Annotated in this window: 17 protein-coding genes; 5 read left to right on the top strand and 12 right to left on the bottom strand. The window is 33.8% G+C overall.

Annotated elements, in window-relative coordinates:
* Positions 1-58 precede the first annotated feature (58 nt).
* The 4 genes from V7014_RS00300 to V7014_RS00285 form a co-directional block, all read right to left on the bottom strand.
* Positions 59-964, bottom strand: a complete 906-nt coding sequence (locus V7014_RS00300) for a chemotaxis protein (protein WP_335502650.1) — start codon at positions 962-964, stop codon at positions 59-61.
* Between the two features lie 109 nt (positions 965-1,073).
* Positions 1,074-1,754, bottom strand: coding sequence for a HAMP domain-containing sensor histidine kinase (locus tag V7014_RS00295; RefSeq protein WP_335502647.1), 681 nt, complete (start codon positions 1,752-1,754; stop codon positions 1,074-1,076).
* An 803-nt stretch (positions 1,755-2,557) separates the two neighbouring features.
* Positions 2,558-3,925 (bottom strand): phospholipase D-like domain-containing protein, encoded by a 1,368-nt coding sequence (locus V7014_RS00290; RefSeq protein ID WP_335502643.1) that lies wholly within the window; start codon positions 3,923-3,925, stop codon positions 2,558-2,560.
* Positions 3,926-4,321: 396 nt separating this feature from the next.
* Positions 4,322-4,801, bottom strand: coding sequence for an RDD family protein (locus tag V7014_RS00285; protein ID WP_335502640.1), 480 nt, complete (start codon positions 4,799-4,801; stop codon positions 4,322-4,324).
* Positions 4,802-5,028: 227 nt separating this feature from the next.
* Between V7014_RS00285 and V7014_RS00280 the strand changes: the two genes are divergently transcribed.
* Positions 5,029-6,183 carry an aminotransferase A gene (locus V7014_RS00280; RefSeq protein ID WP_335502637.1) on the top strand — a complete coding sequence of 385 codons (1,155 nt, stop codon included), beginning with the start codon at positions 5,029-5,031 and terminating at the stop codon, positions 6,181-6,183.
* Here V7014_RS00280 and V7014_RS00275 read toward each other — a convergent pair.
* The 6 genes from V7014_RS00275 to V7014_RS00250 form a co-directional block, all read right to left on the bottom strand.
* Entirely contained in the window at positions 6,180-6,545 is a 366-nt protein-coding gene (locus V7014_RS00275) for a hypothetical protein (RefSeq protein WP_335502635.1), read from the bottom strand. The two genes, V7014_RS00280 and V7014_RS00275, sit on opposite strands and share 4 nt — an antisense overlap.
* 119 nt (positions 6,546-6,664) lie before the next feature.
* Positions 6,665-7,543 carry an NAD(P)-dependent oxidoreductase gene (locus V7014_RS00270; RefSeq protein ID WP_335502633.1) on the bottom strand — a complete coding sequence of 293 codons (879 nt, stop codon included), beginning with the start codon at positions 7,541-7,543 and terminating at the stop codon, positions 6,665-6,667.
* Positions 7,544-7,847: 304 nt separating this feature from the next.
* Entirely contained in the window at positions 7,848-8,609 is a 762-nt protein-coding gene (locus V7014_RS00265; protein WP_335502630.1) for a glucose 1-dehydrogenase, read from the bottom strand.
* 198 nt (positions 8,610-8,807) lie between these two features.
* Positions 8,808-10,532 (bottom strand): phosphoenolpyruvate--protein phosphotransferase, encoded by a 1,725-nt coding sequence (gene ptsP / locus V7014_RS00260; RefSeq protein WP_335502627.1) that lies wholly within the window; start codon positions 10,530-10,532, stop codon positions 8,808-8,810.
* Positions 10,532-10,798: a phosphocarrier protein HPr gene (locus tag V7014_RS00255; protein ID WP_205062793.1), complete on the bottom strand. Its 267-nt coding sequence runs from the start codon at positions 10,796-10,798 to the stop codon at positions 10,532-10,534. Before V7014_RS00255 ends, ptsP begins: the two co-directional genes overlap by 1 nt.
* Before the next feature lie 314 nt (positions 10,799-11,112).
* Positions 11,113-11,532 (bottom strand): competence protein ComK, encoded by a 420-nt coding sequence (locus V7014_RS00250; RefSeq protein WP_335502622.1) that lies wholly within the window; start codon positions 11,530-11,532, stop codon positions 11,113-11,115.
* A gap of 233 nt (positions 11,533-11,765) precedes the next feature.
* Here V7014_RS00250 and V7014_RS00245 point away from each other — a divergent pair, with 233 nt between their 5' ends.
* A complete protein-coding gene (locus V7014_RS00245; RefSeq protein WP_335502619.1) occupies positions 11,766-12,251 on the top strand; it encodes a sigma-70 family RNA polymerase sigma factor in 486 nt (161 codons plus the stop codon).
* Here V7014_RS00245 and V7014_RS00240 read toward each other — a convergent pair.
* Both V7014_RS00240 and V7014_RS00235 read right to left on the bottom strand, forming a co-directional pair.
* Positions 12,248-12,442: a hypothetical protein gene (locus V7014_RS00240; RefSeq protein ID WP_335502616.1), complete on the bottom strand. Its 195-nt coding sequence runs from the start codon at positions 12,440-12,442 to the stop codon at positions 12,248-12,250. The genes V7014_RS00245 and V7014_RS00240 overlap by 4 nt on opposite strands.
* Before the next feature lie 93 nt (positions 12,443-12,535).
* Positions 12,536-14,236 (bottom strand): methyl-accepting chemotaxis protein, encoded by a 1,701-nt coding sequence (locus V7014_RS00235; protein ID WP_438824838.1) that lies wholly within the window; start codon positions 14,234-14,236, stop codon positions 12,536-12,538.
* Between the two features lie 405 nt (positions 14,237-14,641).
* Here V7014_RS00235 and V7014_RS00230 point away from each other — a divergent pair, with 405 nt between their 5' ends.
* From V7014_RS00230 to V7014_RS00220, 3 genes are all read left to right on the top strand, one after another.
* Positions 14,642-14,827: a YkvS family protein gene (locus V7014_RS00230; protein WP_335502610.1), complete on the top strand. Its 186-nt coding sequence runs from the start codon at positions 14,642-14,644 to the stop codon at positions 14,825-14,827.
* Between the two features lie 223 nt (positions 14,828-15,050).
* Positions 15,051-15,671 (top strand): CPBP family intramembrane glutamic endopeptidase, encoded by a 621-nt coding sequence (locus tag V7014_RS00225; protein ID WP_335502606.1) that lies wholly within the window; start codon positions 15,051-15,053, stop codon positions 15,669-15,671.
* Between the two features lie 184 nt (positions 15,672-15,855).
* Positions 15,856-16,602, top strand: coding sequence for a hypothetical protein (locus V7014_RS00220; RefSeq protein WP_335502603.1), 747 nt, complete (start codon positions 15,856-15,858; stop codon positions 16,600-16,602).
* The last annotated feature ends 99 nt before the right edge of the window (positions 16,603-16,701 follow it).

The raw sequence follows: 16,701 nt of genomic DNA, 5'->3' as shown, positions 1-16,701 counted from the left end.
AGGTTACTTTAATTTAAGCGCCGATTTATTTATTAACAAATCGGCGCAATATATTCTTTTACAGAAGATATTTGTCAATAAGTGTAATAAGCTCTGCTATTTCAGGTTTACTTACTTGAGCATCTGCTCCTACCATTTGCCCTTTATGTCTCAAATCATTTGTAATTAGTGATGAGAAAATAATTACAGGAAGCTTACTGAGTTCTTTATGAGTTTTAATTCTTTTCGTTAAATGATGTCCATCCATTTGTGGCATTTCAATATCTGTTACAACAAGATGAACATGATCTGTAAGGTTCTTGCCATCCCTCACAAGCCCTTCTAAATAATTGAGTGCATCTTGACCATTTTCAAAGAATTCAACGTATTGGAAACCGGCTTCCGATAAAGTATCGTGCAGAAGCTTTCGCAATAATGGTGAATCTTCAACAGCAACAATTTTCTTATCAGTCCGATCACGCTTCCCAAGCTTCTGTACTTGCTGTACATTAATTCCAGAATCCGGATTTATCTCAACTACAATTTTCTCAAAATCAAGCAATAAAATCATTTCTGAATTTAATTTAATTACACCAATAATTTGACTTTCAAGTCCTTGGTACATTTCAGAAGGTTTTTCAATTTGCCCCCAGGAAATACGATGGATTTGTGTCACACTATGTACGTGAAATACAACTTTCTGCTTATTAAATTCAGCAACGATAAACTTATCTTGCTTCTCATCGTCTGAAGGAGGAAATCCTAAAGCTGTAGCAACATTTACTACCGGCAAAACTTCCCCTCTTAGCTCAATAATCCCTTCAACATTTTTATGAGCTTGTGGAACGATCGTTACGGGAACTGGATTAATGATTTCTTTTACTTTTATTACATTAATACCAAATTTATTATTGCCTATTCCAAATCCTACGATTTCTAACTCATTTGTTCCACTTTCCAATAAAATGCCTTTTTTATTATCCATATCTTCTCGCCCTTCCTGAAACACGGTTATCTATATTATGTATTACTATATCGTTCATTCAGAGTAATACTTTAGCTAAATTTAAATTTTTTAACTTTTTGTACAAAAATTATTCACATTCATATTTACATCTCTCGATCGTCATAGTTACTTTTGTACCGCTGTCTTTTTCACTTTCAAATTGAATTCTTCCATTATGTTCCTCAACAATTGCTTTTGTAATCATTATTCCAAGCCCTGTACCATTTTCTTTGTTCGTGTAGAAAGGCTCGCCAACTCTCAATAGTTCTTGTTTCCCCATGCCAATTCCATTATCGATTATTTCAATAATTGCATCTTTACCTTTAGAATAGCATTTCAAAATAATTTTTCCATGAGAATGGGTAATTGCTTCTACACCATTTTTGATTACATTATAACAAACTTGCTTCATTTTACTAATGTCGCCAAAGATATATAATTCTTCTTCTTTACTTAGCGTCAATTCAATCCCTTTAATATCTGTATAGATACTCATAACAGAATAAACCGTTTCCAACATATCAGAAACTGAAAACACACTATCTAATCTTTTATTCTTTTTCGCTAAATTAAGATAGTCCGTTATAATTGCTTCCGTTCGATCTAACTCCGAAAGTACAAGTTTCAAATACTCTTTACTAGTATCATTAACTTCTGGTTCCACTAGCTTTACAAATCCCTTTACAACAGTAAGCGGATTTCTTACCTCATGTGCAACACTGGCTGCTAGTTCACTCACAATCATTAATTTCTCTGACTCTTGTGCCATCAGTTTAAGCCGCCTGTTTTCGATTAAAAACTCCGACAAAGCCACCATTATATAAAAAATACTTATGTAACAAATAAACATGAATAAATTGATTGAGGAAACTAGGCCCAGATCATTATCGTTGAAAAGATATAGCCAGGCAGCAAAAAAGTAAAAAAAGCAGACAGTTGTACTAAATAAAAAAGAATAACGCAGTTTCTTACGTTTCGAATAGTTCTGCCAGCGAGGTTGCAAAAGAAAAGGAACAATATAAACCCAAGCGGTGCTAAAGTATATGAGAATACTATTGCGACCATTTACTACATAATCGTAGCCCGTAATATAAAGTAATAATATAATAGCTAACTTTCTATTACCATATAAGATGGTGTACAAGACTACTAAAGAAAAAAAACTAATAGAGAGATTTTTTGCTTGAAAGACAGAGAAATGCAATAGCAAAGAAGAGGAACTACACATGAGAACAAAAAATATATATTGCGGTTTCCAATGCGATGGAAAATACTCTTCATCACTACAATAAAATTGAAAAAATATAATTGGACCAATAATTATGAAAAATAAAAATAACACTTGCTCAAAATATAGCATCTAATTCTATCCTTTTTAAAATGCACTTTTATATATTTTACCATTTTTCACCGCGATAGTTTATACATTTTTCTAAAAAATGAGAAATCTATAGAATATTCAAAACAGCACCATTCATTTTAAGTTTGATTTTACCGCACCTATGGTACTTAATTGAATCACCTTAACTTACAAATGTAATATGCTGTTTTGGATAACATTTGCTACTGGTATTACAATAAGTATGAGAAGAACCTGCCAATAAAACCAACTATATATAACAATATGTTTTTCATTCGACTAGAACTTCTCTCTTCTATACTATCCGATTCAACAACATACTTATAATCTTCACCAATAAGTAAACTTTTTTGAAGATACCCTTCTGTAATGCCATCAAGTTGCTTCTTCACTTCTTCACTATGAATGACCATCATTGTTTCTGTGCTTAAGAAAGCACTTCTAGGATCCATATTGAAAGAGCCTACAAGACTTAAGTCATCATCAATACTATAAGCTTTCGTATGGACGGAATGCTCACCTTGATATTCATAAACCGCAGCACCAGAGTTTACGATATCATCTCGATGGTTCAAATATACGGAAAAGGCCGGATAGTTTGGAGTTGACCCTCTAGAGTTTGTTAATACCGTTATATCTACTCCCTTCTCTGAAATATTTTCAAAGAAGCCTGTCATCATTTTTTTAGCAGGAACAATATAAGGACTTTGAATAAAAACAGATTTTTTAGCCGAATGAATAAGCTGGTTTATTTCAAACCACACCCATGGCTCTTTATTAAAACGCGTTATAGGGTTATGAATCAGTGTAATTTTCCTCGTTGGGAAAGTAACCTCTTGCCAATCTATTTTCTTACCAAAGATATTTTCTTTTTTATTGCGTTCCTCACTTAAAAGAACCCTCAGTTCTTTTGCTTTTGCCTCTCCTTTCTTCTTTTCTTGCCCCGACAGCTTACTTAGTGACTCTACTGAATATGGACTATGATAGATTTCCTCAAAATACTGTGACAAATCCTGTACAACACTTTTTTTATGTCTATTATTAAAAATGACTACATCTCGATCATATGTTACTTCTCCTTTATAACCAGTGGGAGCCATAAAACGATCGCTAATATTTCTTCCACCTATTACAGCGATTGTTTGATCAGAGATCATATATTTATCATGAAGCCTGTTATTTAAAGTCCATGGTTTAAACAAATTAGGAACTTCATAAAACTTCAATTCAATATTAGGATGATTTTTAATCGCATACATAATTTCTTTTTGCTTTAACTTAACACCATTGGCAATTCCATCTAAAATAAGCCTGACCTTTACCCCACGATCTGCCGCTTCAAGCAAAAGAGCCCAAAATGTTGAAGTTACTTGTCCGGACTCCATAGAATAGTATGAAATATCTAACGATTTTTTTGCCTGCTCAATCATGTTTACCCTTACAAGCGAACTGTCTCTTGGTGTATCAATCATGACAGCGCGATCAGGCCCAGTCTGATCCGAGAAAAAGCGATTCACTGAATGTGATGCAATGTATTCATTACTAACTTTCTTATGAAAAGAAAATATAAAAACTCCCATTATTAAAAAATATGATAGTGCCAGTACACCCAAACTTATTATGAACTTTTTAAGCATATTTCTCCTTTGTAAGTATTATCAATTTTTTCACCAATATATGGTGATATTATGTGCAGAACGATTAGAATTAATCGGTAATGTAACAAAAGAAGTTGAGGGTATCCAATAAGGTAATGTTGCTTTAGATTTCTACATAGGCATTCGTCTAATTTAAATGGATGTTCATGAAAGTTTTTTCTTTTCCCGAAGCGCCAAATGTGGGCAATTTCAAAAATACTCAGCAAGCATAACAAATTTCTCGTAACCTATAACGAATGGCTAAAAAGCGTAAAAGGGCGTCAGAAAAGTGATTGAAAATCGCTTTTCTGACGCCCCAACTTATAATTAGCGTATTGTCTACTTCTGTACTTTAATAACAAGCGTTTTTGCAAGTAAATCATGCAGTGCTTGCTTCTTTTTCGTAAATAAAGCCATAATGAACCCAATATAAAATATGCTAGAAATTGAAAACATCACTAAGTGACGAATTAATGCTCTTATAAAGCTAATACGCTCCCCTTCAAGTGTAACCACTTTCATCCCTAACAATTTCTTACCAATTGTTGCTTGCCATTTCGAAGATTGAAGAATTGTGTAATATAACATTCCTATTAAAAATGTAGCATACAAATATCCTTTGTTATTTGCAATCGAATATGTAGGGTCTTGAAGTTGAGATGCATCAAAATTTACACCGAAAAACGATAGTACTCCAACAGCACCCAAAATAGAAACGATTACGCTTAATATCAAACCATCAATTACATATGCAGCTAAACGTCTTCCGAAAGATGCGTAAATTACTGATTCTTGGTTGTTTAATTTAGTTTGTGTCAATGATTAAATCCTCCTGTAATGTCATAAACCATTTGTATTATAGCAATGAAAGCAACATTTCCTTAAAATAATAATTATTGTTAAAAATAAAAATATTACATATTTATTTTAGATTACGTAGCTTATTTTTCCCCAAAAAGTCATCATTTCATTAACTCATTTATGTAGANNTTATGTAGAAAATAAAAAAAGATGGTAAACTAAATACATTATTAAAGGAGGTAAGTATGTTGGATCTTATTAATCAACGTGTGAAAGACATCGAAATTTCAGGAATTCGTAAATTCTCCAATCTTGTTGCCCCATATAAAGATGCGATTTCTCTTACGATTGGACAACCTGATTTCCCAACTCCATTACATATTAAAGAAGCTGCTAAAAAAGCGATTGATGAGGACTTTACTGTCTACACCCATAATGCTGGTTTAATTGAATTACGCCGTGCCTGCAGCAATTATATGAAGGAGAAATATCAGGTATCTTATAATCCTGATAACGAAGTGATTGTTACTACAGGTGCTAGTGAAGCTATAGATGTATCGCTACGAACAATTCTTACCGAGAATTGTGAAGTCATTTTACCTGGACCGGTTTATCCTGGATATGAACCAATTGTTAAGCTATGTGGAGCAAAGCCTGTCTATATCGACGTTACAGATAACAATTTCAAGCTAACAGCATCATTAATCGAACCTTATCTTAATGATCAAACACGTTGTATCATTTTACCGTATCCGTCCAACCCAACAGGTGTTACTTTAACAAGTGATGAGCTGAAAGAAATCTCCCAGCTCTTAAAAGATAAAAATATAATTGTACTTTCTGATGAAATCTATAGTGAGCTTGTTTTTGACGAAGATCATATAAGTATAGCTACATTCTTAAGAGATCAAACAATTATCATCAATGGATTATCAAAATCTCATTCTATGACAGGATGGCGCATTGGTTTTCTTTATGCTCCACATGCGCTATGTGAACAAATTTTGAAAGTACATCAATACAATGTTACTTGTGCTTCCTCCGTTTCTCAAATGGCTGCAATTAGTGCATTAACAGTTGGGAAAGACGATCCAATTGTTATGAAAGAAGAATATAAAAAACGTCGTGACTATGTCTATAACAGACTACAGAAGATAGGGTTGGATGTTGTTAAACCCGATGGAGCTTTCTACTTCCTTATTAAAATGCCGGAAGGTTTCACCTCTTCTTTTGAATTTGCAATTCAACTCGTGCAAGAAAACAATGTAGCGGTTGTTCCTGGTAGTGCATTTTCTGCAGAAGGTGAAGGATTTTTCCGTATATCATATGCTTATTCAATGGAAAGATTAACAGAAGGATTGAATCGAATTGAAGCTTTTCTTACGAAACATCGCTCTTAATACAATTTTCGAATGAGTTTCACATCTCGATAACCTTCTTCCTTATTCGTAGTTGTAACATGAACTTCTAGTAGACAGCCAATTAGTGAATTAAGTGCTTTTTCAAAGTCGTTGGCATCTTTAGGTTTACTAATTCCTAACTCTTTAAGTTCTCGTAATAATATATGAAATCCAGCATTTGTCTCAATATGGCTAAATTTTGTCGGCAGCTGACCGCTCTCTTCATTCATAAGCTTCAGCTGCCATTTTAATGGCCTTACACCATGAATAGTTTTTTCTCGGGAATAACCTTCCACTCTTACTACATAATATCCATCTGGCAATTCTAGAAACTTTTCTTCAAGGTCATCGAATATGCCCATACACCCCATCCTCCTTTCTTCTTCACATACTTATGCACATTGAAAAAAAGATATGAGCTGAATGATGAAGTAACCAAATAAAACGACCTCAGTAGATAAGGTCGTTTTTCAAAAAATTATTAACTCCAATACTTACGCAGCGCTTGTGTACCGCTGTCTTCTTCACCGTTTCTTTCAATTGTTTCATACATACTTTTACTTAAAGATAAGCCTGGCGTTTCCATATCCATTGCTTCAGCTTCCTCTAGAGCAATCTTCATGTCTTTAATAAAATGTTTTACAAAGAAGCCAGGTGAGTAATCTTCCTCTAAAATACGTGGAGCTAAATTAGATAGACTCCAGCTCGCTGCTGCTCCCGTGGAAATACTTTGTAGTACGCGATCTGGTTGTAATCCTGCTTTTTCAGCATAAACGATCGCTTCACATACGCCAACCATATTGGATGCAATAACAATTTGATTGCACATTTTTGTATGCTGACCACTTCCAGCTGGACCTTGTAATACAATATTTGTTCCCATTGCTTCAAGAATAGGCTTCACATCATTAAATGCCTCTTCATCTCCACCTACCATAATAGCCAATCTAGCTTCTTTTGCACCTATATCACCGCCTGAAACTGGCGCATCTAGAGCTTTCATATCTTTTTTGTTCGCTTCTATGTAAATTTTCTTCGCTAAAGAAGGTTTAGATGTTGTCATATCAATTAAATATGTACCTGGACGACCATTTGGGATTATACCCTCTTCCCCAAGATAAATTTCTTCTACATCATGAGGATATCCTACAATTGAAATAATCACATCAGCCTGAATTGCCAAGTCTTTAGGTGATTCTGACCAAATAGCACCCTTATCCAATAATTCCTGTGCTTTTTCTTTTGTTCGAGTGTATACAGCTAATTTAAAACCTGCATTCATAATGTTTAATGCCATGCTTCTACCCATAACACCTGTACCAATAAAACCAACAACTGTTTCTTTCGTTACTTTTCCCATTATGCCACCTCTTTTTTATTAATAACCTCAATACTAGTTCATTTATAATATAACATATTAGAATTTTGCAACGAAAAAAATAGCCGGCTAAAGCCGACTATTGGAAGGGGGGAAATGTTAGCTGTACTGAGAGACTGACAACTACACTTGCTTTATAAATACCCAGTTAACACCATACTAAACGTACTAATTTAGTTTTTTTATTTCTCTAATAAGCAGAAATTCATCAAGCACTAGCCTATTTCAATATAGAAAGTTAACTAAAAATCGGCGAGGATGCCCCACCGTTAGTCATTTTGATATATCAATATGCAGACCAGCCGGCATCTGCAGTAACAACTACTCCATTAACAAATGAGGATTCATCTGAACCTAAGAACAAAGCAATATTAGCAATTTCTTCAGTTGTACCAGAACGAGGCATTAAGTTTAACCCCGCAACAGCTCGTTCCATACCAAATGGATCTGGTTGAGTCATAGCTTTTCCTAAATTTGTAGGAACAGCACTTGGAGCAATTGCATTGCAACGTATACCTAAGTTATTATAGTGAGCTGCAACATTCTTCGTCATACCCACTAGAGCGAACTTAGAAGCTGTATATGTTAATCCACCACGTCCACCTTGAACTCCAGATAAAGAAGCCATGTTTACAATAACTCCAAATTTTTTCTCTTCAAATATCTGTAACGCTTTCCTCATTGCACGCATAGCTCCAGTTGTATTAATGGCCATAACCCGATCCCATACATCATCAGGAACATTAGCTGCCGCATACATGTTATCGCCGATACCAGCATTATTAACAAGAATATCAACAGTACCGAATTTTTCAATTGCTTTATTGTACATATTTTGAATATCTTCTTCTTCTGTTACATCGGTTTTCACCGCAATGGCCTGTCCTCCATTTTCGGTAATTTCTCTTACTGTTTGTTCAGCGGTTTCCATATCCATGTCAGCAATTACAACTTTTGCTCCTTCTTTAGCATAGAGCATTGTAATCGCTTTCCCAAGACCTGCACCAGCACCTGTAATTACTGCTACTTTATGATTTAATCTTCCCATCTCTTCAACCCCAATCCTTTTCCCAAAAATAGATTTACTAGTATAACAATATACGTTTATAGATTTTACATAATAGATTATCATATAAAAACCATCTTGAAAAAGAAATATTCGAAGAATACAAGTACATTTCTGTATAACTCTTCACACTCGAAAGAGACCATTCTTTAAAAGAATGGTCTCTTTCGGTAATACAAATTACTTAGCCTCTACTGCAGCTTTAACTGCTTCAAGTACTTCGTCATTTGTTTTCATTTGTAAAGCCTGCTCTGCTAATTTTTCCATATCTGCTTTAGATAAGTTCTTAATTAGAGAACGTGCTTTAAGAATAGATGTTGCACTCATTGAGAACTCATCTAAGCCTAAACCTAGTAAAAGTGGGATAGCGATTTCATCGCCAGCCATTTCTCCACACATTCCAGCCCATTTACCTTCTTTGTGTGCTGCTTCAATAACGTTTTTCACAAGACGCAAGATTGCAGGGTTGTATGGTTGGTAAAGATAAGAAATTCTTTCATTCATACGGTCTGCAGCCATTGTGTATTGGATTAAGTCATTTGTTCCAATTGAGAAGAAATCAACTTCTGTAGCAAACAAGTCTGCCATAACAGCAGTTGATGGAATTTCAACCATGATACCCACTTCAATTGTTTCACTTACAGATACACCTTCAGCTTGTAGCTTAGCTTTTTCATCTAAAAGCATCGCTTTCGCTTGACGGAATTCATCAAGTGTAGCAATCATAGGGAACATGATTTTTAAGTTACCATAAGAACTTGCACGTAATAATGCGCGAAGTTGTGTACGGAACATGTCTTGACGATCTAGACATAGACGGATTGCACGATATCCAAGGAATGGATTCATTTCGTGAGGTAAGCTTAAGTATGGAAGCTCTTTATCTCCACCAATATCAAGAGTACGAACTACTACTGGCTTACCATCAGTCATACCTTCTAACACAGCCTTATACGCTTCGTATTGCTCTTCTTCCGTTGGGAAGTTATCGCGACCCATGTATAAGAATTCTGTACGGTATAGACCTACACCTTCGCCGCCATTCTCAATAACACCTTTAATATCTTTAGGTGTTCCGATATTAGCAACTAATTCAACGTGGTGACCATCTTTTGAAACTGTTTTTTCATTAACAAGCTTAGCCCACTCAGCTTTTTGTTGTTCATAAGCTTTAGCTTTTTGCTCGTATTCAGCAATCAGTTCTGGAGTTGGATTGATGTGAACTTGTCCACTTAATCCGTCTACAATGATGATATCTCCGTTTTGAATAGAAGTTGTAGCTTCTTTTGTACCTACTACAGCTGGAATTTCTAAAGAACGAGCCATAATCGCAGAATGCGAAGTTCTTCCACCAATATTAGTTGTGAAAGCCTTCACATAAGTACGGTTTAACTGAGCTGTGTCAGATGGCGTCAAATCTTCAGCAACGACGATTACTTCTTCTGTTACCATGCTTGGATTTGGAATTTGAACACCAAGAAGATGTGAAAGAACACGTTTTGTTACGTCACGAATATCAGCCGCTCTTTCCTTCATATATTCATTATCCATTGATTCAAACATAGAAACAAACATATCCGCCGTTTCTTTAAGTGCTACTTCTGCGTTTACAGAATCACTCTCAATTTTGCCTTCAATAGGTCCTAATAATTCAGGATCACTTAATACTAAAAGATGCGCATCAAAAATAGCAGCTTTATCAGCTCCTAATTCCTTATTTGCGTGTTCTCTAATAGCTTCAAGTTCAGTTTTTGAAGTATGTACAGCAGCTTGAAAGCGGCTAACTTCTTCAGCAACATTGGCAATTTCTTTTTTGTTAACAGTTAGATCAGGTTCAATTAAACGATATGCTTTTGCAATTGCAATACCGTTAGACGCAGCAATACCATTCAACATAGTTGTCATTATTCAGCTAATCCTTCTTTTTTCAAAGTTTCTGTTAAAGCATTGATTGCATCTTGCTCATCAGAACCTTCAGCACTGATTTTGATTTCAGCTCCTTGACCAATTCCAAGGCTCATAACTCCCATGATTGATTTAAGGTTTACTTTCTTTTCTTTGTATTCAAGGTTGATATCAGAATCAAATTTACCAGCTGCTTGAACTAATAAAGTAGCAGGGCGTGCGTGAATTCCTGTATCAGCGATTACTTTAAATGTTTGTTGTAACATATTTATTCAAACTCCTTTAATAAAAAATTCTTTTTAATGAGCCTCAGTCTATTTTATAAATTTCTTCTGTTTAATGTTACCCTAAATAAGAAAATCTATGTTAAAAACAGAATTCCTTCATAAAAAAACCCTTTTGCAACCTTTTTGCATAAGTATTAAAAGTCAGACTACAGACCTCATTTCCTAAAAAATCATAGCATTACAAACGTAATGATACAATATGTTTTTTACAAATAAAAAAGGAAAGCGTTTTCTTTTAATAGGTAAAATTGTCTAAAGAAAAAACTAGAAAAATAAACGATTAAATTTCAAATTCATTTCAAGAATTGTAAGTCTTTCTCCCCTTGCATGTATTGTTCTTTCGTACAATTTATTTTTAAACGCTCACCATTTTTAAAGGTAAGACGAGGAAATGTTTGTTCACCTATTTCTTCAACATGTTCAGGAAAAATCCACATGCAGTTCGTTTCAGTTTTCATTTTTGTTGAAAATGCATAGATGTTTTGCTCTGTATTCATAATATAAGAAACTTGTGCTTCGTTATTACGATATTTGTCTTTACCTCGACTCATTTCATATTCTTTGATACCCAAATCTAAGAACATTGAAACAATCGTTTGTAAGCTCAAATAAGTACCTTCCTCGTCAAAAATAATACTTCTATAGTATGGGTGTTTGGCAGTAACTAAAGCCATAGTTGACGCACTAATTCGATAGTTATTATTCTCTTGCAAGACAATCTCCCCCTTATCCACATCATCAGAAATTCTTATCAGCATTTATTGTACTTTTTTATTTATTCAGACATTTTCTTTTTTGAAATCTAATTTCTATTAAAAAACAACGAGCATATCCTGCATATTAATTTTCAATATCACTTTCTGTTTTTGGTATATTTTTTGTCATTCTTTTATAGTGAAGCTACCTAGGAATAGAAGAAAAATGCATTTTTCAGAAAGAAGCTATAATGGATTCTTTTAATGATTTAGTTACACAATACGAGCAACTCATATACAAAATCATACATTCGCTAAATATTTATAAAGAATACGATTATTATTATAATATTGGCTTACAGGCTTTGTGGGAAGCTAGTTTGAAATTTGATGGAGTATCAGCTACTTTTACAACATTCGCTTATTCTATGATTAGAGGTCGAATACTGAATGAATTAAGATTAGAAAACAAATGGGAAGTTATAAACCAACTCCCATTTGATAATCCTCAGTTTTTCAACACATTGCACTACGACAAATATTTAGAGAATGAATCCCTAATTAGTTACTGCGACAGTCTAACGCTTTACCAAAAGCGTTGGGTTATTCATACATTTATTCATGGGGAAACACTTGATGGAATTGCAAGAATCTATTCTGTTAATAAATGTGCAGTGAAAGCGTGGAGACGTGATGCTTTGAGAAATATTCAGAAACAGCTGGATACAACGCTTTAACTTCTTGCTACTTCTAAATATGTATAGATGGTTGTTCCTCCATGCTTCGCTACACCACGAAAATGTTTAAAATCTGATCGTTTTACTAATTGTTCACGAAAGTCAAGAAAGTCTTCTTTCGATACTGTGAACTCAGATATTTCACCTAGTTTTAACTTCTCTAATAACTCTTTCGCTTCTTCTTTATTCATTGCTGCACCTCTTCCTATAACAAAACAAAAGTATAAAGTAAAAAATAAGGTTCCCACCATTACAGGATCCATATTTTTATTATACTTACTATATTATTTTAATTTAAACATTTGAACTTTTTGTTGTAAATAGTCAGCCAGTCTTTCTAAATTTTCTGCAGATGCAGTTATTTCCTGAATGGAAGCTGTTTGTTCTTCTGCTGAAGAAGCTACATTTTGCGTATATTGTTGAGATGTATTGGCAATCGTTGTAATTTCTTCAGCGGAACTGACTAAGGCGGACATTATGCACTTGATTTCGGTCATAGAAGAAGCAATTTCCGCCGATTGCGCTGAAATATTACATATCGATTTTGAAATATCCTGAAAAGCATCTCCGGCTTGATCAACTACCCGTTTACCTTCCCAAACCGATTCTTTTCCAGCGCCTAAAGTAATAACAGCCTGATTCGTCTCTTCTTGAATCAATTCAATTAATTTGCCAATATCTGAAGAAGCATTTGCTGATTGTTCTGCAAGTTTTTTCACTTCATTAGCTACTATAGCAAATCCTCGTCCATGTTCCCCTGCTCTTGCTGCCTCAATTGAAGCATTTAATGCTAATAAATTAGTTTGATCTGCAATAGCACGTATGAAGATTAGAATCTCGCCTACTTTTTCAGAATTATCTTGCAACAAAGTTGCGATTTTTTCCATATTCTCTGTATTCTGTGCAATTGTATTCATATAAGAAATACCATTAGTTATTAATCGAGAGCCTTCTTCAATTGTTTTAGACGATTCTGATGCTGCTTTGTCTAATTTTTCAACACTTTCACTTATTGTTTCAACACGTTTTGAAATTTGTACTGTTTCTGTTAATACTTCATCAATTTGTTGAGATTGGTCTTCTGTTCCAGAAGCTACTTGTAGCAGAGAAGTTGTAATTTCCTCGGCAGCTTGACTTGTACATTCACAACTTGTACTTAATTGTTGAGCAGAGGATGCTACTTGCAAAGACGAGTTATTTATATCCAGTACTAGGTTTCTTAAATTATCCACCATAACGGTATAATTTTCTGACAAAGTTCCAACTTCATCATTATTTTTCACATCTATATTAGTAACAGTTAAGTTACCGCCCGCAATCCGCTTAACAGCATTTGCAATTTTTCTAAGTGGTAAACCGAGATGTCGAGAGAAAAGAATTATGAAGATGGCGCCAATAACTATTGTACAACCAATGGTTATTATTAACATGGTTAGAATTTTATTAGCACCGCTATTGAAATCACTTAAATAGGAGCCTGATGCAACTACCCAATTCCAATGAGGATCTTTCTTGGAGAACGTGATTTTTGTAGCTGATTTGTTGGGATTTGTAGGTAATTCCCAATCATATAGTGTGTATCCTCCTTTTTGTAAATTCGATTTCTTTATAACATTACGAATAAAGAACATACCATCTTTCGTTTGTTCATCATATAAATTATCCCCTTCTCTTAATGGGTGCATTAATAATGTACCTTTTTCATCTAAAACATACATATATCCATATTCACCAATATCGATATCTTTCGTAATAGTTCTTTTGCCTTTAGAATCTTTCTTACCCACAAGTTGTTGTTTCACTTGTTCTTGAGCTTCTTCTAACGTTAGCTCCCCACTTTCCACTTTCAGATTAGAAAGCGCTATCATTTTTAATGCGAAATTTACATCATTTTTCAAACTTGTCTTAGCTAAGGTATTTAGTTCTTGCTTGGAAATCGAATAACCAATAGCTCCAATAATAAGTCCAGGTATAATTAATAACATACTACACATCATAACAAGTTTCTTAAAGATAGATAGTCTCATTGGCCCCCCTCCTTCATCCCTATTGTTTTAGTTAGCTATATTTTAAGATAGATGATTACATAAAACAATATTCATATTTCCAAAAATTGAAAATAAATTCATCACACCACAGTATCGTATTTTTATCCGTTCTTTTTCGTGAAATTTTCTATAATCTCTCTCTAGGACTCTTGCCTTTACATTATTTTGAAAAGAATATTCAAAAAACACTTTACCTTTCATAAAAAATAGTGCAAACTGTTAAGTATATTTTTAAATATTTGATTTAACTTAAAACTTTTTTATTCTTTAAGTCATGGAAATTCATACGAGCAAACTGTTCTAATACAAAGAAAAAAATAGAATGCTAAAGGTGTGATTATGATGAAGATAGCACAAATAGGGAACTTAATTGAGTTCAAAGGTGGATTACAAGGGATAGTAGAAAAGGTAAACGAAAACTCCGTGATTGTTGATTTAACATGTATGGATAATTATCGTGATCTTGAATTAGAACAGAAGACTGTAGTAAACCACAAGAACTACAAAATTATTAATTTAACTAATTGACAAGAATAAAAAGCAAACGTTTGCATAACATTTCCGATAGTAAGATTGACCTAAAAAAAGAGTCGTTATATTCGACTCTTTTTTGTATTTAGCCTTTAATTATACATAGTTTTTTCGTTAGATTTCCCTCTTTTTGTTATATTGTATTGTAATATGGTTATTAATAAAATAAAATAACAACTATTATGTTGCACTTCAGCTAACTAGGAGGGAAAAACAATACATGAAAGCATGTGCCAAGGATGGAAGATTAATTCTTGGGTTAATCAGCGCACATATACTAATATATATAACGTATCATAATACTGCAGCAGTATTTTGGTATTTATACACAGCAAGTATTCTATTCTGTGTCAGTATAGCTATTACATCAAAGAAAAACAAAAACATCCAATCTTCATTAAAAGAAAGCTTATTATATGGATTACTTTCCGGCGTTTTAATATATGCTATATTTGCACTTGGAAATACCATTATTGAATGGTTAGATTTATCAACTCTATCCAAAGATGTTTCTCAATTATACAAGAAATACAGTCCTTCTCTTATATGGCACTTTTTAGTGTTATTTCTGGTAATTATTCCAGGAGAAGAAATCTTTTGGAGAGGATTTGTTCAAAAAAGAATTAGTGAGCACTTTCAAGCAAAAGCAACAATTATCATTTCAACCATACTCTATGCATTGCCTATGATCTATTCACAAAACTACGCTTTAATTCTTGCGGGAATTACAGCTGGTTTCATATGGGCAGCATTATATCAATGGAAGAAGAGTCTATCGCTTGTTATTATCTCTCACTTAATTTTTGACTTTTTATTACTAGTAATTTGGCCACTTGTATAATCGATAACTAAATACGACAATCATCTTTATCATGAGTAGAGATGATTGTCAAAATAAGCCGTCTGAATACTTTGTTTTTCTTAATTTTGTACTAATTTTGCAATTTTATTTTACAAATAATATCTATACGAATGAAATACTTGGTATGATAGATATGAAATTTACTATATTTGGAGGAATGAACATGAAGAAACTACCTTTAGTAATTTCCCTAATGGGTCTTCTACTAGTAGCTGGATGTGGAAGTGACTCTGCAAGCGATGAAGGTAAAGAAACAAAACCGTCAACAGATGTTTCAACTGAAAAAGAACAAAAACCATCAACTGATGATCAAACTACTACTAATACTGAGTCAGAAGTAAAATCAAATGAAGACGATACAGCAACAGAAGACAAAACAACTGAAAATACTAATGCAGAAAAACCAGTTGAGAAAGAAAACAATGCCACTGACAATAAAGAACAAGTTGATAATACTAACGAGAAAAGTATGAAATATCAATTACAAGGCGAAACAAAAGTAGAGACTGCAAAACTTATAAAAAGTGATAATCAAGGTTACTCAATGTATCTTCTGCCTAATTATGAGCTTACAGGTGAGGAGCCTCGTAAGGATGTATTATACTTGAAAGGCTCAGAGCACATCTCTATGAGAATTGAATTATTACCTGAGAATCCAGATTGGGCTGTTTACGAGGAGAATATTCCGACTGAATTACAAGACACTAATAGCAATATTACAAACCCATCAGAGCCTGCTCTGCAAATTCCAAACGCTAAAGTTTATGAAGCTAGCAATGGTCAAGATCGAGTTACAATTTACTTAATCAAAGATGCTAAACAACCTATGAAATTAACCATGTTTACAACTGAGAAGGAAGACTATCGAATTCCTTTCGTAGAAATGGCAAAAACAATTGCGAAACAATAATTTTAAGAAAAGCGGAAGCGCACGGTTAGCTCCGTATAGACTGGAGCCCCTCGACTGAGATAAAGGAAACACGAAGAGCTGACAAGCGATTCGATTGTC

It is taken from the genome of Bacillus sp. JJ722 (genome assembly GCF_036963345.1).
In the GTDB taxonomy this organism is placed as follows: domain Bacteria; phylum Bacillota; class Bacilli; order Bacillales; family DSM-1321; genus Bacillus_AD.
Note: the sequence above shows the minus strand (reverse complement) of the source record. Positions and strands in the feature narration are given on the sequence as shown.

Coding starts and splice junctions, on each gene's coding strand:
- V7014_RS00300 (WP_335502650.1), bottom strand. CDS start 964: ATGGATAATAAAAAAGGCATTTTATTGGAAAGTGGAACAAATGAGTTA.
- V7014_RS00295 (WP_335502647.1), bottom strand. CDS start 1,754: ATGGCACAAGAGTCAGAGAAATTAATGATTGTGAGTGAACTAGCAGCC.
- V7014_RS00290 (WP_335502643.1), bottom strand. CDS start 3,925: ATGGGAGTTTTTATATTTTCTTTTCATAAGAAAGTTAGTAATGAATAC.
- V7014_RS00280 (WP_335502637.1), top strand. CDS start 5,029: ATGTTGGATCTTATTAATCAACGTGTGAAAGACATCGAAATTTCAGGA.
- V7014_RS00275 (WP_335502635.1), bottom strand. CDS start 6,545: ATGGGCATATTCGATGACCTTGAAGAAAAGTTTCTAGAATTGCCAGAT.
- V7014_RS00270 (WP_335502633.1), bottom strand. CDS start 7,543: ATGGGAAAAGTAACGAAAGAAACAGTTGTTGGTTTTATTGGTACAGGT.
- V7014_RS00265 (WP_335502630.1), bottom strand. CDS start 8,609: ATGGGAAGATTAAATCATAAAGTAGCAGTAATTACAGGTGCTGGTGCA.
- ptsP (WP_335502627.1), bottom strand. CDS start 10,532: ATGACAACTATGTTGAATGGTATTGCTGCGTCTAACGGTATTGCAATT.
- V7014_RS00255 (WP_205062793.1), bottom strand. CDS start 10,798: ATGTTACAACAAACATTTAAAGTAATCGCTGATACAGGAATTCACGCA.
- V7014_RS00245 (WP_335502619.1), top strand. CDS start 11,766: ATGGATTCTTTTAATGATTTAGTTACACAATACGAGCAACTCATATAC.
- V7014_RS00240 (WP_335502616.1), bottom strand. CDS start 12,442: ATGAATAAAGAAGAAGCGAAAGAGTTATTAGAGAAGTTAAAACTAGGT.
- V7014_RS00235 (WP_438824838.1), bottom strand. CDS start 14,236: ATGTTATTAATTATACCTGGACTTATTATTGGAGCTATTGGTTATTCG.
- V7014_RS00230 (WP_335502610.1), top strand. CDS start 14,642: ATGAAGATAGCACAAATAGGGAACTTAATTGAGTTCAAAGGTGGATTA.
- V7014_RS00225 (WP_335502606.1), top strand. CDS start 15,051: ATGAAAGCATGTGCCAAGGATGGAAGATTAATTCTTGGGTTAATCAGC.
- V7014_RS00220 (WP_335502603.1), top strand. CDS start 15,856: ATGAAGAAACTACCTTTAGTAATTTCCCTAATGGGTCTTCTACTAGTA.